22 protein-coding genes are annotated in these 21,277 nt (G+C 58.0%); 17 read left to right on the top strand and 5 right to left on the bottom strand.

The genetic code is table 11. The features are described 5' to 3' along the window. Window positions 1-82 precede the first annotated feature (82 nt). Entirely contained in the window at window positions 83-1,558 is a 1,476-nt protein-coding gene (locus tag H9Q16_RS13120) for an NAD-dependent succinate-semialdehyde dehydrogenase (RefSeq protein WP_191075880.1), read from the bottom strand. A 92-nt stretch (window positions 1,559-1,650) separates the two neighbouring features. Between H9Q16_RS13120 and H9Q16_RS13115 the strand changes: the two genes are divergently transcribed. The 10 genes from H9Q16_RS13115 to H9Q16_RS13070 all read left to right on the top strand — a co-directional run bounded on the left by H9Q16_RS13115 (window position 1,651) and on the right by H9Q16_RS13070 (window position 11,308). Continuing rightward, on the top strand, window positions 1,651-2,442 hold the full coding sequence (locus H9Q16_RS13115; protein ID WP_191075879.1) for an alpha/beta hydrolase: 792 nt from the start codon (window positions 1,651-1,653) through the stop codon (window positions 2,440-2,442). A gap of 18 nt (window positions 2,443-2,460) precedes the next feature. Further along, the gene (locus H9Q16_RS13110; RefSeq protein WP_191075878.1) at window positions 2,461-3,681 is read left to right on the top strand and encodes an MFS transporter; all 1,221 of its coding nucleotides are present in this window, start codon (window positions 2,461-2,463) and stop codon (window positions 3,679-3,681) included. Window positions 3,682-3,821: 140 nt separating this feature from the next. After that, window positions 3,822-4,901 (top strand): coiled-coil domain-containing protein, encoded by a 1,080-nt coding sequence (locus H9Q16_RS13105; RefSeq protein WP_191075877.1) that lies wholly within the window; start codon window positions 3,822-3,824, stop codon window positions 4,899-4,901. A 154-nt stretch (window positions 4,902-5,055) separates the two neighbouring features. After that, the gene (locus H9Q16_RS13100; protein WP_191075876.1) at window positions 5,056-5,298 is read left to right on the top strand and encodes a hypothetical protein; all 243 of its coding nucleotides are present in this window, start codon (window positions 5,056-5,058) and stop codon (window positions 5,296-5,298) included. A 214-nt stretch (window positions 5,299-5,512) separates the two neighbouring features. Then, window positions 5,513-6,643 carry a hypothetical protein gene (locus tag H9Q16_RS13095; RefSeq protein WP_191075875.1) on the top strand — a complete coding sequence of 377 codons (1,131 nt, stop codon included), beginning with the start codon at window positions 5,513-5,515 and terminating at the stop codon, window positions 6,641-6,643. A gap of 42 nt (window positions 6,644-6,685) precedes the next feature. Further along, window positions 6,686-8,623: an AAA family ATPase gene (locus tag H9Q16_RS13090; RefSeq protein WP_191075874.1), complete on the top strand. Its 1,938-nt coding sequence runs from the start codon at window positions 6,686-6,688 to the stop codon at window positions 8,621-8,623. Then, entirely contained in the window at window positions 8,620-8,913 is a 294-nt protein-coding gene (locus tag H9Q16_RS13085; RefSeq protein ID WP_191075873.1) for a hypothetical protein, read from the top strand. Before H9Q16_RS13090 ends, H9Q16_RS13085 begins: the two co-directional genes overlap by 4 nt. Window positions 8,914-9,037: 124 nt before the next feature. Beyond that, a complete protein-coding gene (locus H9Q16_RS13080) occupies window positions 9,038-10,393 on the top strand; it encodes a DUF6638 family protein (protein WP_191075872.1) in 1,356 nt (451 codons plus the stop codon). Window positions 10,394-10,396: 3 nt separating this feature from the next. Further along, window positions 10,397-10,663 (top strand): hypothetical protein, encoded by a 267-nt coding sequence (locus H9Q16_RS13075; RefSeq protein ID WP_191075871.1) that lies wholly within the window; start codon window positions 10,397-10,399, stop codon window positions 10,661-10,663. 12 nt (window positions 10,664-10,675) lie between these two features. Beyond that, on the top strand, window positions 10,676-11,308 hold the full coding sequence (locus H9Q16_RS13070) for a DUF1523 family protein (protein WP_191075870.1): 633 nt from the start codon (window positions 10,676-10,678) through the stop codon (window positions 11,306-11,308). Window positions 11,309-11,421: 113 nt separating this feature from the next. On the opposite strand, the gene H9Q16_RS13065 is transcribed toward H9Q16_RS13070, so the two are convergent. Further along, window positions 11,422-12,999, bottom strand: a complete 1,578-nt coding sequence (locus H9Q16_RS13065; protein WP_191075869.1) for a DUF5928 domain-containing protein — start codon at window positions 12,997-12,999, stop codon at window positions 11,422-11,424. A gap of 148 nt (window positions 13,000-13,147) precedes the next feature. Between H9Q16_RS13065 and H9Q16_RS13060 the strand changes: the two genes are divergently transcribed. Beyond that, a complete protein-coding gene (locus H9Q16_RS13060; protein WP_191075868.1) occupies window positions 13,148-13,966 on the top strand; it encodes a sulfotransferase family protein in 819 nt (272 codons plus the stop codon). A gap of 55 nt (window positions 13,967-14,021) precedes the next feature. Then, a complete protein-coding gene (locus tag H9Q16_RS13055) occupies window positions 14,022-14,705 on the top strand; it encodes a M50 family metallopeptidase (protein WP_191075867.1) in 684 nt (227 codons plus the stop codon). Here H9Q16_RS13055 and H9Q16_RS13050 read toward each other — a convergent pair. Then, window positions 14,702-15,382, bottom strand: a complete 681-nt coding sequence (locus tag H9Q16_RS13050; protein WP_191075866.1) for an SGNH/GDSL hydrolase family protein — start codon at window positions 15,380-15,382, stop codon at window positions 14,702-14,704. The genes H9Q16_RS13055 and H9Q16_RS13050 overlap by 4 nt on opposite strands. 118 nt (window positions 15,383-15,500) lie before the next feature. Between H9Q16_RS13050 and smpB the strand changes: the two genes are divergently transcribed. The 5 genes from smpB to H9Q16_RS13025 all read left to right on the top strand — a co-directional run bounded on the left by smpB (window position 15,501) and on the right by H9Q16_RS13025 (window position 19,498). Next, a complete protein-coding gene (gene smpB / locus H9Q16_RS13045) occupies window positions 15,501-15,989 on the top strand; it encodes an SsrA-binding protein SmpB (RefSeq protein WP_191075865.1) in 489 nt (162 codons plus the stop codon). Next, window positions 15,982-16,626 carry a glutathione S-transferase family protein gene (locus tag H9Q16_RS13040; protein WP_191075864.1) on the top strand — a complete coding sequence of 215 codons (645 nt, stop codon included), beginning with the start codon at window positions 15,982-15,984 and terminating at the stop codon, window positions 16,624-16,626. The genes smpB and H9Q16_RS13040 overlap by 8 nt, the downstream gene beginning before the upstream one ends. Before the next feature lie 72 nt (window positions 16,627-16,698). Further along, the gene (gene sseA, locus H9Q16_RS13035; protein ID WP_191075863.1) at window positions 16,699-17,553 is read left to right on the top strand and encodes a 3-mercaptopyruvate sulfurtransferase; all 855 of its coding nucleotides are present in this window, start codon (window positions 16,699-16,701) and stop codon (window positions 17,551-17,553) included. Next, window positions 17,553-18,737 carry an amino acid aminotransferase gene (locus H9Q16_RS13030; protein WP_191075862.1) on the top strand — a complete coding sequence of 395 codons (1,185 nt, stop codon included), beginning with the start codon at window positions 17,553-17,555 and terminating at the stop codon, window positions 18,735-18,737. Before sseA ends, H9Q16_RS13030 begins: the two co-directional genes overlap by 1 nt. 116 nt (window positions 18,738-18,853) lie before the next feature. Beyond that, window positions 18,854-19,498 (top strand): hypothetical protein, encoded by a 645-nt coding sequence (locus tag H9Q16_RS13025; protein WP_191075861.1) that lies wholly within the window; start codon window positions 18,854-18,856, stop codon window positions 19,496-19,498. Between the two features lie 71 nt (window positions 19,499-19,569). On the opposite strand, the gene H9Q16_RS13020 is transcribed toward H9Q16_RS13025, so the two are convergent. Beyond that, window positions 19,570-20,889 carry an ammonium transporter gene (locus tag H9Q16_RS13020; protein WP_191075860.1) on the bottom strand — a complete coding sequence of 440 codons (1,320 nt, stop codon included), beginning with the start codon at window positions 20,887-20,889 and terminating at the stop codon, window positions 19,570-19,572. A gap of 23 nt (window positions 20,890-20,912) precedes the next feature. Then, the gene (locus tag H9Q16_RS13015; RefSeq protein ID WP_191075859.1) at window positions 20,913-21,251 is read right to left on the bottom strand and encodes a P-II family nitrogen regulator; all 339 of its coding nucleotides are present in this window, start codon (window positions 21,249-21,251) and stop codon (window positions 20,913-20,915) included. Between the last annotated feature and the right edge of the window lie 26 nt (window positions 21,252-21,277).

Here is a 21,277-nt window from a genome sequence, read left to right as displayed (position 1 = left end):
AACGCCAGGGGCCGCGTTTGCCGCGGCCTCTGGGGTTTGAGTTTATTGGAAAGATGAAGTTTGGGGGCATGCCCCAATGGCGTCAGACCGACAGGCAGACGTATTTCATTTCCAGGTAGTCTTCGATGCCGTGGTGGCTGCCTTCGCGGCCAAGGCCCGATTGCTTGACGCCGCCGAAGGGCGCCACTTCGGTTGAGATGATACCCGTGTTCACACCGACGATACCGTATTCGAGGGCTTCGGCCACTTTGTAAACGCGGCTGAGGTCCTTGGCGTAGAAATAGGAGGCGAGGCCAAAGATAGTATCGTTGGCCATGGCGATCACATCGTCCTCGTTTTCGAATTTGAAGAGCGGAGCGAGCGGGCCAAAGGTTTCATCCGTCGCCACCTGCATGTCCTGTGTCACGCCGGTCATGATGGTGGGGGCGAGGAAGTTGCCTGCCATCTTTTCGTCTTTTGAGCCAAGGATGATTTTGGCGCCTTTGGACAGCGCGTCTTCCATGTGTTCCTTGACCTTCTCAGAGGCATCGCCGTTGATCAGCGGACCGAGGTCGACGCCTTCCTCAAAGCCGTCGCCAATTTTCATCTTTTCCACGCGCGCCTTCAGTTTTTCGGCGAAGGTGTCGTAGACGCCCGCCTGCACGTAGATGCGGTTGGCGCACACACAGGTCTGGCCGTTGTTGCGGAATTTGCACAGGATCGCGCCTTCGACTGCGGCATCCAGATCAGCATCGTCAAAGACGATGAAAGGCGCGTTGCCGCCCAGTTCCATGGAACATTTCATCACCTGATCGGCGGCTTGTTTCAGCAGGATGCGACCCACTTCGGTGGAGCCGGTGAAGGTGAGTTTGCGGACGGCGGGGTTTTCGCAGAATTCCTTGCCGACGGCAGAGGAAGACGAGGACGGCACCACGTTGAAGACGCCTGCGGGGATGCCCGCCCGTTCGGCCAGCACGCCCATCACGATTGCGGACAGGGGCGTTTCAGCAGCGGGGCGCGCCACGAACGAACAGCCCGCGGCAAGTGCTGGAGCCGCTTTGCGGGTGATCATCGCGTTGGGAAAGTTCCATGGCGTGATCGAGGCGGCGACGCCGATGGGCTGTTTAAGCACCATGATCCGCTTGTCGCGCTGGTGGCCGGGGATCATTTCGCCATAGATGCGCTTGGCCTCTTCGCCAAAGAACTCGATGAAGGAGGCACCGTAGCCAATTTCACCTTTCGCTTCGGCCAGTGGCTTGCCCTGTTCAGCGGTGAGGATCGCGCCCAGATCATCCTGATTTTCCATCATCAGGTCGAACCATTTGCGCAGCACGCCTGCGCGTTCCTTACCGGTCCAGCTGGCCCAGTCTTTTTGCGACTTTTCAGCCGCCGCGATGGCATCCGCCACCTGTGCACGGCTCAGATTTGCCACTTTGGCGATCACATCCCCGCGGGCGGGGTTCAGTACGTCGAAAGTGCCGTCATCGCCATCCACCCAAGCGCCATCGATGTAAGCGCGGGTTTCGAGCAATGTAGGGTCTTTCAACAGGCTTTTGAGGTCGGTTTTCGCGTCCGTCATGGGTCTCTCCGCTTTTGTTTGTGGCACCCAAAGCAACAATGGCTATGATTGTCCAGTTAGAGAATGCACCAACGACCACCAAGGAGCCGCCAATGTCACTTGATGACGCATACGCCAACGCTGAACATATCGTAGGTTCTGCAGCCTATCCGCCGCGCTGGGCAGACGCAGCAGCGGCATTTCGCAAAAGCCTTGGCGCGCGGGCGCAAATCGGCGCATCCTACGGGCCGTCCAAACGGCAGGTCTTTGACTTTTTCCACCCCGAAGGTGTGGCGCGCGGGACGGTGGTGTTTGTGCATGGCGGGTATTGGAAAGCCTTCGATGCGTCGTCTTTTTCGCATCTTGCTGCCGGTGCGCTGGCGAAGGGATGGGCGGTTGCAATGCCCAGCTATGACCTTTGTCCCGAGGCCAGCATTGCCCAAATCGGCGGGCAGATTGCCGCCGCGCTGAACGAGATTGCGGGCCGCACCCAAGGGCCGATTGCGCTTACCGGGCACTCTGCCGGGGGGCAATTGGTTGCGCGGGTGATGGACCCGCTGCTGCTGGCGGCGGACGTCCGCAACCGGGTCGAGCAGATCGTTTCCATCTCACCGGTGGCAGATCTGGAACCGCTTTTGCAGACCTCCATGAACGAGATACTGGGGCTGGACGAGGCCGCTGCTGTCGCCGAGAGCCCCGTCAACATGAGCCCGCCGCATGGCGTTGATGTGACCGTTTGGGTGGGCGCAGATGAACGCCCCGCCTTCCTGGAGCAGGCGGAAGGATTTTCACGCGCCTGGGGCGCCAAGTTGTTTGTGGTTGAGGACACCCATCACTTTGACATCATCGAACCGCTGGCGGATCCCGACAGCGAGATGATCGCCACGCTTTTGGCGATCAAATAGGTTTGGCCGGGCGCATTCATGGCTGATGTCCGCGTGCCATCCACTTCGGGCAATGTCGCGCTTTATCCGTGGTTCAAGTTTTGTCAGTCGCTGTTGTTCTGGCAGGCTGTCTGGTTTCTGTATTTTCAGCAAAGCCTGTCGCCAGGGGCGGCGATTGCGCTTTATGCGGTATATGACATCTCGGTGACGGTGCTTGAGGTGCCGTCTGGCTATGCATCTGACCGATTGGGCCGCCGCAAGACGCTGATCGCTGCAACACTGGCGGGTGTGTTGGGATCGCTGCTGATTGCGCTGGGGGACAGTTTCGCCGCTTTTGCTGTGGGACAATTCTTTGTTGGCTCGGCCAGTGCGCTGGCGTCCGGCACGGACAGCGCGTTGTTGTACGAATCTCTTGAGGCGGAAGGCCGTGCAGAGGAGGTCGAGGCCCAGGAAACCCGTGCCTTGCAGTTCTCGCTTATCGGGTTTGCGCTTTCGGCGGTGATCGGCGGGGCGATCGCCCTTGTCAGTCTGGGCGCGACGTTTGTTGCAGCGGCCGTTGCGATGGGTGCAGGGACGCTTATTGCGTCGCGATTTGCCGAACCGCCGAAAAAACGCGGTCTGGGTGGCGGTGGTCAGTGGGATGCGATGCGTACCGCGCTGAGACTGCCCGTCTTGCGCTGGATTTTCGCGCTGAGTGTGCTGATGTATGGGTTCAGCCATTTGCCGTTCGTGTTTGGCCAGCCCTTTATTCTTTCTGCGCTGTCTCAGGTCGGCCTTGCCGGGGAAGCGCCGTTGGTCAGCGGGGCGGTAACCGCTGTGATGATGGGCCTGTCCACGGTTGCGTCTATTCATGCGATGCGTCTGCGCGGGATGCTTGGCTTGCCCGCAATTTTGTTGCTGGCATTCGGTATGCAGATCTTGCTGATCACGGTGCTGGCGCTTACTCAAAGTTGGCTGGCCATTGCAGTTCTGTTCCTGCGGATCGTGCCGGATGCGTTGTCCCATCCGTTCAAGATGGGGCGGATACAGCCCTTGCTGGAGAACACCGCACGCGCGACCTACGTGTCGTTTCAAAGTCTGTGTGGCAAGTTGGTCTTTGCCGGATCGCTTTTCGCGGCATCCGTGTCGACAACAGATGTTGCGGCGATGCCTTACGATGACATTCGCGCAGTTCTGATCTGGTATATCATTGCGGGCGTTCTGGGATGGATGGTTTTGGCCCTTACGGCGCGGCGGGCGGGCGTTGAGGCGACGTCATAGGCTGAAACGCAAGCATGCACTGACCCCTTCCAAATCGTCCCTGCTTTTGCCACACTTGATCTGAAATTCGCGGGAAGGTGATGTAAATTGCCGTAACATTCCCTATATACATAGTAACGCATTGAAAAAAGGAACGTTTGATGGCCAACTTGGATGCACAGGTTAAGGAATCTCAATCGCAGGTGCAGGAAGCACAGGCGAAGATCGCCGAGTTGACGAGCCGGATCGAAACAGCGCGCAACAAGCTCAAGACCGGCGACGACGCGATGATCGACATTGAAAATGCGTCGCTTGAAGATGTGCATGCCCATACGGACGTCATGAATGCCAATATCGCCGAGTTGATCATGGGGCTGGACGATGTCACTGCCGGGTTCAGCCGGGACTTTGACGAAATGCGCAGCAAGACCGGGTGGGAAAGCGTGGTTGGCATCTTTTCAAGTGCCAAGTCGGACAGCATGCGGCAGGAACGGGTGCGCTCTGCGTCTATCGACGACAAGTTGCAGGATCTGATTTCCAAGTCGGACACCATCGTCAACCTGCTGGAGGGGCAGTTGGCCATGCTGGAAGAGCAAAAAGTCAAGGTTGAAGGTAACCTGAGCGAGACACTGGACGAACGCGAACTGACCGTTGGGGAGCTGGAAACGATCCGGGCGGACATCCAGGGGATGGACCCCAGAATTATCAAACTAGAGAACGCGATTGCGTCAGAGACAGACGCCGCCAAGCGGACCAAGCTTGAAACCGAGCTGGCCGAAGCGAATGCGAAATATAACGCGTTGGTGCAGGATGAGCAGGTCAAGCTGGCCAAGTCGCAAACGCTGGAGCGGTACATCGAGAAGGGCAAGACCTGGATCGATTCCCTGCAAAACCAGGCTGCGACGCAGATGGTCTTGATCAACAAGCTGCAGACAGACACCAAGCAGCGGGTCGTGTTGTATGATGCGCTGACCAAATCGCTCAAGACCGCACAACAGCAGGATGTGGCGCACCGTATCAACGAGATCGGGGTCAAGACAGATCAGGAAGCCCAAAGTGCGATGGCCGGGATTGGGTCTGCGACGAACGCGCGGATGGCGGATATGCTCGAAGCACACGAAGATCACATGGTCTTTGCGCGCGAGGTGCTGGAGGCGAAAGCCAAGGCCGACGAACGCTTTGCCCGTCGCTTCGCCAAGATCGTCGAAAAGCATGATGCCAATGCCTATGGGGCGCAGTAGGCACTTTTGCTGAGACGCGGGGCATCGGCGCTTTTGCACGGATCCGCCTGCAGTTTCCGCCGCCTTCGCGTTGATGCGGCCGGTATCCACACTATTTGAGTGTCAGGTCGATGAGGCTTTGTCGACGAGAGTGCCATATCAATCGGGATCGAGAATGGATTTTGTTGAAAAGTACTATGTTCCGCTGGTCACGGCGATCTGGATGATCTGCCTGCCGTTCGTGTTTATGTTTTTTGCGGGTGCTGGGGCAGAGACCGTTTTTGACTGGCTATCGCAGCTGTCCCACACGATTTTTGCGGTCTTTGGCGGCCCCAGCGTGATTTTCGGCGCACTTTTGTTGGTCTGGACGGTCTGGCGTGGGTGGCGCAATGGTGATCTGATCCACCGGGAAGCGTAAGGGTTGGGGGCACAACCGAACCTTTCAGGTATACGCGTTTGATGCCCGGTTGACCGGGCCACAGCCGCCCCTGCAACCGATGGGACAGGGCGCGTGCCGCACATCGCGTTGACCCGTGATTTCGCCTTTCCTACAGTGTGCCAGATCAGTAACGAGGAAACGGCCCGATGGCACAAATTTGGCCCTGTCATTTCAGCAGCAGAGCGGGGTCGGCATGACGGAAACAAAAGATCTTTCGCACGATCACGTTGGTCTGAGCGATACTTTCGCCAGCCGTCGCTATTTCCGCAAGTTCGAAGGCATCATGGCGCATATGTTGCATGTCGCCGGCGTGATGGAGGCGGAAGGAGCGCTGGACAGTGATGAGGTCGCGATCCTTACGCGCTATGCGGCCAAGCTGACCCATACATTTCGCGCGCTGAGCCTGAAGTACCTGCTTGTGGGGCGCGAAACGGGGCGTTTCTTTGGCTCTTTGACCATCGACAGGCGCGACAGCGGATTTCCGGTTGCCGATGAGATCATGACGATGGCCAATGATGCGCAGCAGGCGGCTGCACATCTGGCGCAGACAGCATCGCCCGAAGAGCTGAAGGATCAGATGGTGCAGACAATCCTTGGTGACAGGGTCATTCCGACAAAACTGCAATTTGCCCTGTCACAGCGCCTTTATTACGAGGAACTGGCGAAGGGTGACCTGTTTTGGGTGCGCAATGATCCGCAGGCGGAATGGACAGGCAATATGCCGGGTGGGCGGCGTACGTTTCGTGTACATTGGGCGACCTATGACAGTCAGGTGAATTTGCCGGTAATCTATCTTCTTGAGCTTGAGGATTCTGGCCGGATCGCGCTGCCCAAGGATGAGCGGCGATGGCCGGAGGTACAGGCGCATTTGTCAGCGCAGGCGCTGGGCGGTCTGAAACTTGTCACCATCGCGCGCGGATTTGACAGCGATTTCGACGATCTGCATCCCAAACGGTTGCGGCGGTTTCATGTGGGTCCGATGTATTCTCACGCCTATACCCAGCAGGCCGGGCCGCTGCGCGAGGTATTGGCAGAAGCGCGGGCGCCGGAGGGTCAGGACTGGGCGTTGGTCTGGACGGAAGAAGAGCTTATCAGCGACCGGGTGATCGAAGAGAAGTCCGGGTGGTTTTCGACGGTGGAACGCGAGGTCTTTGCGCTCGATCCCTTTGCGGGGAAGGGGCAGGATTTGGGTGCGACGCGCACGCAACGCAGTATTATCCTGCCACAACGCCCGTTTCAGGTGCTGGAGGAAAAGCAGCCGGCCGGGTTCGGGTCAGTTCAGAAATTTGTTGTCAGCCCGCAGGGGCGGGTGTTGCAGTATTAGATTTCGGGCCTCCGGCGGAGGTATTTGAAAAAGGGTGAATATATGAGCCAGACATCGGATGCCATGGAGCTTCGTGAGGAAGATATCGAAAAGCATGTGTCGGTGGCGCAGGCGCTGCTGGAAGGCTTTGATCACGCCCCGCGGATTGCGACGGCAAAGGTCGCACAAGAGGCGGCGGAGAAATCCAGCGGGATTGGCACGCGGCGTCGGTTCCGGTCAACCACACCGGGGTTGGTGGCGCAGCGGCGCGTCCCTGCGGGCGCGGTGCAGTTGATCGGGCGTGTCGCGGGGGCAGATGCGGACGATCCGATCATGTCACCGTTGCAGTCCACTGTGCTGCACGCCCTGCGTCGCGCGATCGCGATCGCGCTGGCGGTGGCAGAGAATGCGGCAGAGCAGTCGGGGCTGGGGGATCTCAAGCGGGCCAATCTGGAAGGATCGCTGCCCGCTGCGCGCAAGTCGGAGTTCGGGGAGTTGCTGGCGGCCGAGGCGCTGGTGACGCTTTATGTTTTTGGCAATGCGACGGCCTATCTGATGTCATCCCACCTGACGGAGACGACAGTCGAAGTGGGCGATGTGGATGAGGTATTGACCGACAGCGGTCAGACCGCCCTGCACGGTGCGTTATGGGAGCTGGATCAGGACATCGCCGCACATGCCAGCGATGACGCGCATCTGGTTGCGACGGTTTCTGCGTTTGCCGAGATGCTGATGGAAAAGGTTTCCTTGCGGGCCCAGACCGCGCCGCGATTGGAAGGATTCAGGGCGGCGACCTGGCGGGTCGAGGAAGATGATTTCACCGTTTCCGGGTTTTCGCCTGCGTCCAAGGCCAAGTCCACCAAGCTGACGATGACTTTCAAGAAGCCCAACGAGGTCGTGGGCAACCACATCGCCAAGTATCAGGCAATGAAGCTGGCCAAGATGCTGATGGCCTATGATTTTGACCGACGGCTGAACCCCTTTGCCGAGCTGGGCGGATTTATCTTTACCTTCATGGGCGATGGGGCGCCGGGAACGGGCAAGACGACGCTCATTCAGATGATGGCCGGGTTGATCAGCGAGTATTGCGGGAATGCGGGCTATCCGTTCCGGTATCAGAATCTTTCGACCGACAACATCGACAGCTATCAGGGTAAGTCGGGCCAAAACGCCAAGGCATTCATCAACAGCATCATCGATCCGTCAGTGATTGGGTTTGGCACCATTGATGACATTGACCAGTTGGCAGGCAAGCGGGGGGACAGGCAGTCTTCGGCGGGGCAGCTGGAGATCACCGCCGTGCTGATGGAAAGCTTTGCCGGGGCCAACACGGTGGTGCGGGGGAATTGCACGTTCGGGATGTTTTCCAACTATCCCGAAAACGTGGACGACGCCCTGCGCCAGCGGGCGGGCGCGCGGTTCCTGGTAGACGGGCCACAGACGCGGGAGGACTATGTTGATATCCTTTATCTGCTGATGGGCAAGAACCACGATATCCCGCTGGGGGATCACAATGTCTTTGAGGCGCAGCAGATCAAGAAAGCGGTCGCCGCGTCGTTTGAAAGCCATTCCAAGCCGCATGAGGAAGGGTTGTTGCGGGTGTACGAGGACGTCAAGGGGCAGATTGGCGCGCTGGATACGATCAACAAGATCGGCACGTATCTGAAGGGTATTCAGGAGGCGGACGCGCGGTTCACAGGTCGCGCGATCAAGAACATCACGGATGCGGTGAAGGTGCGGGCGATGGATTTCGAGCTGCCCGATGAATGGATGGAGAACCCGGAGCTGTTCCTCTTTAAGGACTACGACACCAAGAAGGCGATGATCGAGGACATGCGCCAGCCGATCACGGTGGAGATGGTGATCCAGGAGGTGAACCGCTATGCGGATTCAGAGTTCCGGTATGCGGATAAGTCGGATGAAGTGGCGATTGAGAATGCGGTGCGGGATATGGAGCGGATGGAGGAAGCGAAAAAGCGGTATCTAAGGGCCAAGTCATGATCCGCAGGTCAATCATAACCGTTCTCACGGGGATGCTGACGGCCGGCTGCGCCGAAATGGCGAAAACGACGCAGGTCAACGGATTTGCCCATAAGGTCGAGCTGATTGATCGCGATCCACCGACGTATCGTGCCTATGGCGCAACAAGGCGAGACCGCACCGACCTGACCAACGCCTATTTTGCGCGAAATGTGATTGCGATCCGAAACGTGTCGGGCTGCCCGATCAAGCCGGAATTGATTTCCCATTATGAGGAGGCGGCGGTTTCCGTGGCGACAGTGATATGCTGACGACATCACGTCCCATGGCCGTTTTGGAGGGGGGAATGATGTGTTCTGAACAAGGAAGAACCGAAGGCGGTGGCGGTTTGGATGCAAGGCCGATGCCTTTGGTTCCGAGTGGGGGAGCGATGCCATGCAACGTTTGATCCGCGCCGGCCTGATGTTCGGCAACCTCTTCCATGTCTCCTCGCCCGCGTTGGTTGAGCGCTATAACCGTGCGCTAAAGCATCTAACGGGCAAGACCACGAAACTCACTGACTTTCACGTCGACATCTCGGGTTATTCGCCGGAGGTGGGGGATGAGTTGGATGATCATCTTTACCTCAACCATGCGGGGGTGAACCGGCAGTTCATTTTGCTGAGCATGGACCAGCGGCGCTGTCCGCTGCTCAATACGAAATTCTCAACTTCACGGGGCATCCTGCAGCAGTTCTACGCCGAGAACGAAGCGCAGCTTTTTGCGCTGACGGCACGGGATGCGGTAGCAGGGGAATTGGTGAATTCGGTCTATGACGTGTCTACACCCGCGCGGCTCTTTGACATCCGGCGGATCACCATTGATGCCGATACCACGGGCGGTACGGTGCGCGATGCCAAGAAGCTGGGGCGGCTTGTGGGGCGGTTCAAGAACGATCAGGACGGCTGGTTCGACGATGTGCTGATCGCCGAGATGATCGACCTGGCGGGCAAGACCGGGGACGTGGTGCGCAACCCCGTGAAGCTGAGCAACATGGCATTTGATCAGCGTGATTTCTGGACAGCCCATTTTGGCGGCATGTACATTTTTCAGGATGTGGAGCACCCGGCGGTTATTGCCCCTTCGGGCAAGGAGGGGCTGGGTGAGCTGCCGTTGAAATACGTTTTCGACGCGCGCGATCGGAACCGGATTGCGCAGTTCTTTGAGCTGAACGGGTTGACGGAAACGATCATCGAAGCGCGGGGGATCAATTCGGCGGCGATCCTGCGGCAGAAGATGGATTTCATTCTTGTTGATGCGGTGGCCAACAGCCAGGCCGACCTGGCCGGGGCGACGCGCGGCGACATGCGACGGTTGGCACGCCAACACAGTGACAAGCTGCCGCCGGAGTTTCACGCATTGGCGGCATTGGTGAACTGGGCCGAGAATGGCGGACCATGGCCGCGGATCGCGTCAGATCATCCAGCGTATTTTTATACCCTGCGGGCTGCGGATACCAAGGATGCGGCACTGGTGAACATGTTGCTGGCGGAATTGGCGGCCAAGGATATCCGGCAACTGTTCATCTGCCACAAGGAATTGTTCTATCGGACCTATGCGGGCTGGTCAGAGGCCAAGAAGGCCTATGTGGTCGCGTTTCTGGAAGCGGAGTATCAGGCTGACAAGGCGGGTGCACGTGCCGCGCTTTTCGGGCATGATGCGCCGATGGAAGAGCCCAAACCCGCCAAGCCTGATCCTGTGTCTGACAGGATCGCTGCCGTGGGGCCCTGGGGCGCGGTCAGAAGGAGGTAGCAGATGATCCCGTTCGTATATTTCACCGTCATCGGATTTGGCGTGCTGAGTGTCGTCTACATCAGTCTGTCGCTGTATTCGCGTGCCGTACGGCGCGAAAAGCTGGAGGCGAAGTGGGAAGCCGGGCCCAAGCTGATCAACCGCGACGCTTTCGTGAAGCGGGGACTTGAGAAATATGACAGCTCGATCCGTCGCAAACTGATCCTGGGGGTCTATATTGGGCCTGTGGTGGTCATCGCGTTGATCATTTATCTGACGAATTTTTCCTGAGCGAGGCGTGCCATGACGACAGTCATCAAATGGGTTTTCTGGGTCACCTTCTGGGTACTTGTGGCGGCGTTCTTTCACTACACGCTGCCGCAGCGAGACATGGTGCGCGTGGTCGATACTTTCGAGCAGCGGGTTGATTTCGGGGAGAATTCGATCTTTTGGGCGTCGCCTGACGTGGGCAGCGATGCCACGGCCATCAATCGCGATGTTCTGTTCATTCAGGCGGTGCGCGATAATGATCGGGTCATGGTGTACCGCAATGAAGATACCGGTTGGAGCTGGCCACCGTATTTCAAGTTTGACACCAAAAACCTGCAGACAGAAGCGGCCGATCTGAAGTCGACCAAGGCGGATCCGCAGTGGGCTGTGATTACGCATTATGGCTGGCGCAATGAATTTTTGTCGATCTTTCCCAATGCCATTTCCATTCGTCCGGTCGTGGGGCCTGATGCAGGTAAGGGCATACCGTGGCTGAACATTGTCGTCCTGTTGGTGTTCTTTGCGATTATCTATGCGATCTGGGTGCGGTGGCGTCGTTTCAAGGCGGCGCGGATCACGCCGACGCTGGACGCCATGGAAGATGGGATTGCCGAGCAACGCGAAGGCTTTAGTCGCTGGCTTGGGACGTGGCGTTCGAAAAAGTGAGCGCGCAGGCGCGCATATGATTCAATTTTGCTGATGAAGGACGCTGTCCTTCAAACTTCCTGGGAATGTTCTAGCCAGAGAAAGCTGCGTTGGTTCAGCCTTGGCTTTGTCGGTCAGTCGGCGAAAAGATGATCGGTGCGGGTGATCTCTGTCGCCTTGTCTCTTGAGATTGACAGAAAGCTGCCAATGGCTTCGGCATTCTGGTCCTCGGTCGCGGTTTCGCGCAGGCGGCTCATGTTGTGGAAGTCGGCATCCCGGATTGCGTCGGATTCGTGGACCATGTCGTTACGGATGGTGGGAAGCAGTCGGTCAAGTGTATCATCCGAAGTCTGATCGCCCGCAAGCCCGACGCGCATGGCGTGGCCCGTGAGGTAGTCATCGGAAAACTGGCATTCGATTTCAAGCATCCGGGTTGTGGAGCGGTCAGACGCAAAGTCATTCAGCAAGTCGAGGTTGGAGGGATCCATGCAGACGATCAGGCGATCGGTTTCGAAGTAGTCGAATAGCATGCGCATGAGTGCGCGGCGGTGGCGGGTGCGCTTTTCCAGCGAGGATTGAATGCCGCCCAGATCGGGCAGGGGAGTGTCTTCTTCGTTGAAGAGGTATTCGATGGCGGGCACATTGGTGACCTGCCGGATACGTTCCAGAACGCGCTTGGCCACATGCCATTTCTTGCAGATCACGATCAACAATTCGCGTTCGCGTCCCAGGGTGCTTTCAGTTTCCCAGAAACGGGTGGCAAAGCGGCGACCGATGCGTCCCCGACCGGTAAGAAAGTCGAATAGATTGCGGCCCTCGTTGCTGATCTGGAACTGGACGCCTTCTGCGGCGTAGAGCAAGCCCAGGCGGCGGGTGAGGTCATGGGCCTCGGAGCTGATCTTGCGGGCAAAGAGGTAATCCTGGCTGAGCAAGAGGTCGTAGTGGTCATTATAAAAGGTCACCGGCATGCCGTAATCGGTGAACATCAGGAAAGTCAGTGTCCGCGCGCGAATTTCGTCCTGCGGAACGAGGTGACTGACCAGCGTTTGAAAGAAGGTTTCATCGGGGATCCATGTGGTGGCAAAGAACCGCTTAACATCGCGACGCTTGGCAATGAAATTCATCAGTGATTCGATTGTGCGGCGGCGCAGGCACCACCATTGGCTGCCGATCTTGATTTGCAGGTCTGCGGGGATGTCGCGGGTCAGTCCCAGCTTTTTCTGCGCCTCGAACATGGCGTAGAAGCGCTTTTTCTGGGTGCGTTCGTTGAACCAGTGGCGGTAGATCAGGCGTTCTTCCTTCCAGCCAGTTCTGATCCAGTTGCTTTCGAAGAAATCGTTGCTTTCGATGAAGTCGGCATCGTCGTTGTCCAGAAAGCGGTGCGTGTATTCTGCGGATTTGATCGCCATGCAGTCGCCCGACAGCATGTAGAAATGTGTTGCGCGGGGAAACGCGGCGAGGGCCGCGGCAAGGGCGTTTAGCGTGGCCTGAACAAGCGACCATTCCCCCCAGCCGCAGCGCACACGTTTTCTGACCAGTGTCACATTGGGGTTGCTGGCAAGCGCCTTCTTGATCTCCTGAAAGTCTTGTTTGTTGGCTGAGGCATCGAAGTGGATTGCCATGTAATCGCCCACAGCCGTCAGCCGTTCCGCCTGTCGGATGACGGCAGTCGGGTCCTTGTGACATAGCAGGATATAGGCGATTTTTGCCATTTGGCGGACGATCTGCCCCTTATTCCCTCGTTGGTTATCTAGATAATGGTGAAGACTGATTGAATAAACAGGATTTATTTGGTTTTTTGTGGCAGGGCGGAACTGTTGCCATAAAGCAGTCCGGATCGGTCAGAGAGGTGAGTGGTCGATGGGTTTTCCAGGAACGTGGATGACGGAAAGCGAAAGCGTGGTGTACCGCGTGGTGCCGAAATGCGCGTGTTCGTCCATCGGGCAGATCATGTATTATTCCGATCACGGGGAGTTCTTTGACGGTGACATTCACGACGCGAAAACGGGTCTGCACAAGTGGGCGCTTGATCCGTCGCAGCCGGTGATCAGCGACAACGTCAAAGCGCATAAGTCCTTTGCGTTTACCTGTGTGCGCAATCCCTATACGCGGGTTCTGTCCTCCTTCTTTGACAAGATTTGCGGCATTCAGCGTAATGGCAAGCGTTATCGCGGAAACCTCGTGCCGCTGTTGATTCAGAAGTATGGGATCGAGGTCGGCGGCGAGGACGGCAAGCAGGATTTTGATCAGATCGCCAGTTTTCGACGGTTCCTGCTTTTCGTTCGGGATACGATTCGGTGGCGCAGGCCGATGGATCCAGACATTCACTGGTCTGCAATGTCGGGCCACGTCAGCACATTCATCGTCAATGGCGGGCGCTACGACAAGATTTTCTGGACCGAGCAATTCAACGACGGCATGCAGCAGGTGATCGATGCCATCGACACGCCCATTGAGGTCAAGCTGGACGAGGTGCCGCGCTTTAACGAAAGCGAAGGGCATGGGCCCAAGCGTGCGCATCCGGTCGAGGATTACTTCGACGACCTGTCGATGCATTTGGTGCGCGAGATATATAAACGCGACTTTGAGCTTTTCAAATACGATTTTGACAATCCGGCGAACAAGATGCCGGTCGGCGAAATCGAGCTCGATGAAGTCCATGCAAAGTTGGGGGATTGATGCCGGGGTCTTTGCGGTTCTCCGCTAACGAGGACGCTTTGAACCGGATGGGGTCATGCAACTGCTTAAGGGCCATTGGCAACTCATTGCCATAACGATTGTCATCTTTGCGCTGTGGCAGACGCCTGTGGTTCTGCCACTGAAAATTTTTGTGGTCTTCCTGCACGAGCTTTCTCATGGGCTGGCTGCGGTTTTGACCGGTGGGGAGATTGAAGAGTTGTCGCTGTCGCCGCAGCAGGGCGGGCATGCGGTGACGCGCGGCGGTAATCGCTTTGCGATCCTGACGGCGGGGTATCTGGGGTCGCTCTTTCTGGGGGTGGTGCTGCTGCTGTTCGCGCTGCGTTCAAATCTGGATCGGTACGCCACCGCAATTTGCGGGATTGTGATGCTGGTGGTGACGGCGCTTTTTATGCGTGAGGTTTTTCCGGTCTTATTCTGTTTGGCAACCGGGGCGGTATTGTTGGCGATTGCTGCGTATTTGCCGCATGACGTCAACGATATGGTTTTGCGCGTGATCGGGCTGAGCAGTCTGATCTACGTGCCCTATGATATTTTCGATGACACCATTGCGCGGGCGGGACTGAAGTCAGACGCCTATATGCTGGCCGAGGCCTATGGCGGTTCGGCGATGATTTGGGGTGTGCTCTGGTTGGGTATCAGTTTGGGTGTGATCGCACTTTGTTTGCGCTATGGGATCGGCGCTGACAGTAATTTGCGTCTGCGCCGCAAGCAGACCTAGCGTGCTGCGCGTATCGTGCTGACAATCCGTGCGGCGATGGCCCGAGAACCCTTTGATGAGGGGTGAATTCTGTCAGCGGCGTGAAAGCTGCGATCCCCGGTGGGCACCATGTCGGCAAGGGAGAGAAAAGTGACACCACTGCTGCGGTTCGCCATGATGGCAAGGCGCATTTCTAACCGGTCGCCCCAGACTTTGCAGCTTTCGATAGGTGATCCGAAACCGGGGCTGCGCAGATATCCGACATAGATCACGTGGGCCCCTGAGCTGCGTGCACGGGCAACGGCAGATGGGATCAGCCCTGCGTCGCCACTTGGGGAGATTAGCTTTGCGAGGCGACGGTCACACCTGCCGCAGCCACAGCCCAGCCACAAATCATTGCCGCCGCCGTTCATCACGACCACGTCCCACGATCCTTGTCGCCACTGCTTTGCGATATTGAACCCCAGTGCGCCGGTTACTGGCAATGCATAGGCAAATCGCGCCCCGGTGGTTGCCTGACTTTTTACATCGGCATTCAGCGTCGTTTGCAAAAGCTGAGGTACGGCGGTTCCCTTGCTGCCATTGGTGGTCATCAGGCTGTCGCCCATCACCAGGACGCGCAGGGGCTGCTCTGCCTCGGAGTGTTGCGGCGGCAAAAGCAGGAACAGCGCGGCAATCAGGCGTATAAAGAGGCGCATTTCATTCCCTTGACCAAGGCCATCGGAGGGCGAGATTGCCAGAGAATTGTTGAGACTTCCATAAAGGTATCACCGGGCAACCTTGCAAGGGTGCCGTGCCCCCTCTACATCCGTTCGCATGGCACAGGTAAAATCGTCTGCAAAATCCGATCCAAACTACAAGGTGATCGCCGAAAACCGCCGCGCGCGGTTTGATTATGCGATCGAGGAAGACATCGAATGCGGGATTATTCTGGAAGGCTCCGAAGTAAAATCCCTGCGTGAAGGCGGGGCAAATATTGCGGAAAGCTATGCTGCCGTAGAAGATGGTGAGCTATGGCTCGTTAACAGTTATGTAGCGCCCTACAAGCAGGCCAAGACGTTTCAGCACGAAGAGCGCCGGCGGCGGAAGTTGCTGGTCAGCCGCAAGCAGTTGAGTGATTTGTGGAATGCGACCCAGCGCAAGGGCATGACGCTGGTCCCACTGGTGATGTATTTCAACCACCGCGGTATGGCCAAGCTCAAGATCGGCATCGCCAAGGGCAAAAAGCTACATGACAAGCGTGAAACCAGCGCCAAGCGGGACTGGAACCGGCAAAAGCAACGGTTGATGAAGGATCATGGCTGAGGGATTGACCCTCTATGGGTTCCGGCACTCCGTTTACACGCGGATCGTGCGGATGGCGCTTTTGGAGACCGGGTTGGAGGCGGAATACGTTGAGACCAACCCGTTCGCTGACCCGCCTGATGAGGTGTTGGGGCGGGTGACCCTTTTCGATCATGTGCCTGTGCTGGCCCATGGGCGATTTACGCTGACAGAAACCGGCGCGATCCTGCGATACCTCGACAAGATCAGTGCCAGGCCGACGCGGGTGCCGCGCGATGCCGCCGCCGCGGCACGGATGGATCAGATCATCGGTATCACGGATGCATATTTCTATCGGCCGGGTATCAGGAAGGTTTTCGCGCAGGGCTGGTACAGGCCCTACATCGGCGAGACCAGCAACGCCCAACTGATTGCCGAAGGGCTGGAAGAGGTGGGGCCGGCGCTGATTACGCTGGACCGGATCGCGCAGGAAGGGCTGCAGCTTGCCGAGGGGCATTTCAGCCTTGCCGATATCCATCTGGCGCCGATGCTGGCGTATTTCACACTGGTACCGCAGGGCGTGGCCGCCGTGGCGCGGTACGCAGGCCTGCACATGTGGTGGGAACGGACAAAAGGGCGCGCGTCCGTCGTTGCGACAGACCCTTTTGGGGGGCATTGAGTGCTGCCTGCCCTTGCCCTTGCGGGCATGGATCGCTAGTCAGGCGCTGATCCTCAAAGCGGAGCTGCTGCCATGGTCGATGATCCCAAAACGCTTGTGTCCACCGATTGGCTGGCCCAACACCTGAAAGACCCCGACATGCGGGTTCTGGACGGATCGTGGTATCTGCCAGATGCCGGTCGTGATCCCAAGGCCGAGTATGAGGACGCGCATATTCCCGGCGCGCGGTTCTTTGACATCGATGATATTTCCGATGCGCGATCCGACCTGCCGCATATGGCACCGCCGGTGGAAAAGTTCATGTCGCGGCTGCGTGCGATGGGCGTGGGCGATGGCCATCAGGTTGTGGTCTATGACGGTGCCGGCTTGATGTCTGGCGCGCGGGTCTGGTGGCTGTTCAGGTTGATGGGGCAGGAAAATGTCGCGGTTCTGGATGGCGGGCTGCCCAAGTGGGTCGCTGAGGGACACGAGACCGAAGACATGGCCCCTATCGTGCGTGACCGCCACATGACCGTGCGCTTTCAGAATGCATTGGTGCGCGACGTCACGCAGGTGGCGCAGGCGTCCAAGCTGGGTGATCCGCAGATTGTCGACGCGCGCGCGGCCGCGCGGTTTCGGGGCGATGCGCCTGAGCCGCGCGAAGGGCTGCGTTCCGGGCATATCCCGGGATCGCGCAACGTGCCGTTCAACACTTTGCTGAACGCCGATAACACGATGAAATCCCCAGACGAGACCCGCGCAATTTTCGAAGCGGCGGGCGTTGATCTGTCCAAACCGGTTATCACCTCTTGCGGCTCTGGCGTCACGGCGGCCGTTCTTGCGTTGGCGCTGGAGCGGCTGGGGCATCAGCACTGGTCCCTTTATGACGGGTCGTGGTCCGAGTGGGGCATGTTCCCCACCGTGCCCGTCGCCACTGGAGAAGCGTAATGTTCGAAAACCTGAAAGCACAGCCCGCTGACAAGATCCTTGCCCTGATGCAGGCGTTCAAGGATGACCCGCGCGAAACAAAGATCGATCTTGGCGTTGGTGTTTACAAGGATGCAACGGGCCTGACGCCTGTAATGCGCGCCATCAAGGCGGCGGAACATCAACTGTGGGAAGAGCAGGATACAAAGGTCTACACCGGACTGACAGGTGACCCGGCATTTGCCCGTGCGATGGTCGATTTGGTTTTGGATGATGCGGTGCCCCATGACACGATTGCGGCAGCGGCCACCCCGGGTGGTACGGGCGCGGTGCGGCAGGCATTTGAACTTATCCGGATGGCGCGGCCAGACGCGCGGGTCTTCGTTTCCGACCCCACGTGGCCGAACCATCTTACGATACTGAAGTATCTGGGTATCGAAATGGTGCCCTATCGCTATTTCGATGATGAGACGCGTGGCGTTGATTTCGACGGTATGATCGCTGATCTGAAGACAGCGCATCAGGGCGATGTCGTTCTGCTGCATGGGTGCTGCCACAACCCGACAGGGGCAAACCTGAACGCCACTCAGTGGGATGAGGTGATCAAGGTCCTGCAGGATACCGGTGCAACGCCAATGATCGATATTGCCTACCAAGGCTTTGGCGACGGATTGCAGGAAGATGCTGCTGCCACGCGCAAGGTGGCCGCCTCTGTTCCGGAGTGCCTGATCGCGGCCAGTTGCTCCAAGAATTTTGGCATCTACCGCGAGCGGACGGGGCTTTTGATGGCCATTGCTGCCGATGCAGGCGCTCATAAGCTCAATCAGGATACGCTTGCGTTTCTCAATCGCCAGAACTTCAGCTTTCCGCCAGATCACGGGGCACGGTTGGTGACAATGATCTTGGGCAATGATGCTTTGCGCAGCGATTGGATGGCGGAACTTGAAGACGTACGCACATCCATGCTGGGTCTCCGAAAGCAACTGGCAGGTGAGTTGCAGCGCCTCTCAGGGTCCGACCGCTTCGGCTTTTTGGCTCAGCATCGGGGCATGTTCTCGCGGCTGGGCACGACGCCTGACAAGGTGGAGGCACTGCGTGAGGAGCACGGGATCTATATGGTCGGCGACAGCCGTATGAACATCGCCGGCCTCAACACACAGACGGTTCCAATTCTGGCAAAGGCCATCATCGACGTCGGCGTCTGACCTGCTGAGGGCCGGCGGACGCGTCGGCCTGTGCACACTGTCTCTCGGGAAATTGTCTTGACCTTAGGGCAACCAGCGCACTTGCTGGTGGCATGACATATTTCAGGAGGGATCAGATGACTTTCAGCAAGATTACAGGGATATCCGCAGCCATTGTTCTGGCAACCGGAATGATGGCCGCCGCACAGGACCAGCCCATGGGGTTCTTTGTGACCAGCACGGGGATGGGCAACGGCGCGGATCTGGGCGGGCTTGAGGGCGCGGACGCACATTGTGCCAGCCTGGCCGAGGCGGCAGGCACGACCGGTCGCACCTGGCGCGCGTACCTCAGCACACAGGAAGAAGGCAAGCGCGGTGTCTCTGCCCGTTACCGTATCGGGACCGGCCCATGGTACAATGCCAACAGTGAACTGGTCGCGGTTGACCTTGATGAATTGCATCTCAGCCCGAACATCATCAAGCGCACGGCGGTAGACGAGACCGGTGCGCGGATCAATGGCGTGGGTGACAGCCCCAATGAACATGACATCCTGACCGGCTCCATGTCAGACGGCATGGCCTATTTCCCGTGGGTTGAGGGTGACAAGACGTGCTCAAACTGGACGAGTTCAGGAGAAGGCAGCGCCACGGTTGGTCATCACGACCGACATGGTGGCGGAAACACATCCTGGAATGCGGCGCACGATTCGCGGGGATGCAGCCAGGAAAACCTGCAGGGTACAGGCGGGGCCGGGTTGTTTTACTGCTTCGCTGCAGACTGACGGCAGAACCAAAAAACCCGGCCTCGAAAGGCCGGGTTTCTCTTTTCAAGAGCTGCATTGGTGAGGGAAAGTCAGCCCTTGGAGAACTCTGGATAGGCTTCCATACCAAGCTCTGAAATGTCGAGCCCGTTGATTTCTGATTCCTCACTGACCCGGATGCCCGAGATCGCCTTGAGGATGAACCAGACCGCACCGGAGACGACGAACACAAACACGCCCACCACGAAGATCGCATAGAGCTGTGTGCCTAGGTTTGCCGCGCTGTTGGTAAAGACCACCGCGATGGTGCCCCAGATACCTGCAAAGAGGTGAACCGGAATGGCACCGACGACGTCGTCGATCTTGAACTTGTCCAGCATCGGTACGGTGATGACCACGATCACGCCACCGACCATGCCGATCAGCGTGGCTGAGATCAGCGAGGGTGTAAGTGGCTCTGCCGTGATGGACACAAGGCCCGCCAGTGCGCCGTTCAGGATCATCGTGAGGTCAGGTTTCTTGTAGAGAAGCTGTGTCAGGATCAGCGCCGCGACAGCACCGCCGGCAGCCGCCGTGTTGGTGTTGGAGAAGATGCGCGAGATATCCGCCACGTTGGCAGCCGTATCCATGTAAAGCTGCGAGCCGCCGTTAAAGCCGAACCAGCCAAGCCACAGGATGAACGTACCCAGTGTCGCCAGCGCAAGGTTGGAGCCGGGCATCGGGTTGACGCGGCCATCCTTATACTTGCCCAGACGTGGCCCGAGGATGATCGCACCCGCCAGGGCAGCCCAGCCACCAACGGAGTGCACTACGGTGGAGCCCGCAAAGTCCTGGAAACCCATGCCGTCAAGGAAACCACCGCCCCACTTCCAGGAGGCCTGGATGGGATAGATCAGACCGGTCAGAACGATCACAAAGACAAGGAAGGGCCAGAGTTTGATCCGCTCTGCGAGTGCACCAGAAACGATGGAGGCTGTCGCAGCACAGAACATCAACTGGAAGAAGAAGTCCGAACCAACAGACGCATAGGTCAGATCGGGTTCGGCGCCCTCAAGGCCCACGGGTTCAAGCCCGGTGATGGAAAACGCACCCAGAATGCCGTCCATGCTCCAGCCGTCACCGGGGTACATGAGGTTGTAGCCCAGTATGAAGTAGGCCATCGACGCAAGGCTGAAGAGCGCGATGTTCTTGGTCAGCTGCATCGTGACGTTCTTGCCGCGCACTAGGCCCGCTTCGAGCATGGCAAATCCGGCGGCCATAAAGAATACCAGAAAGCCTGCGACAAGGAACATGAAGGTGGTGAAGATAAAGCCGATATCGGCGTTTGTTGGTGTCGTGTCGGCGTCTTGCGCCAATCCCATTGAGGGCACGGCTATTGCCGCCGCCAAGGGAATATACCTGGTGAGTTTCATTTGTGTTTTCCTTCCCTGAGGGATCAAATTGCGTCTTCGCCGGTCTCGCCTGTGCGCACCCGCACAGCCTGTTCCACGTCGAGGACAAAGATTTTGCCGTCACCGATCTTGCCGGTCTGGGCGGCCTTCGTGATCACCTCGATCAGTTGGTCGGCCTGGCTGTCTGCCACAACCAGTTCCAATTTGACCTTGGGGACAAAGTTCACGACGTATTCAGCGCCACGGTAGATTTCAGTGTGGCCCGATTGGGCGCCGAAACCTTTGATCTCGGTGACCATCAGCCCGCGCACGCCCGCGTCGGTCAGTGCCTCGCGCACTTCTTCGAGCTTGAACGGCTTGATTGTTGCAATGATGAGTTTCACGTAAGCGTACCTCTTGGGGTTGGCAG

Source organism: Sulfitobacter aestuariivivens, from assembly GCF_014763045.1.
Classification (GTDB): Bacteria; Pseudomonadota; Alphaproteobacteria; order Rhodobacterales; family Rhodobacteraceae; genus Sulfitobacter; species Sulfitobacter aestuariivivens.
The sequence above is the reverse complement of the archived record's forward strand: the minus strand, read 5'-3'. Positions and strand labels throughout refer to the sequence as shown.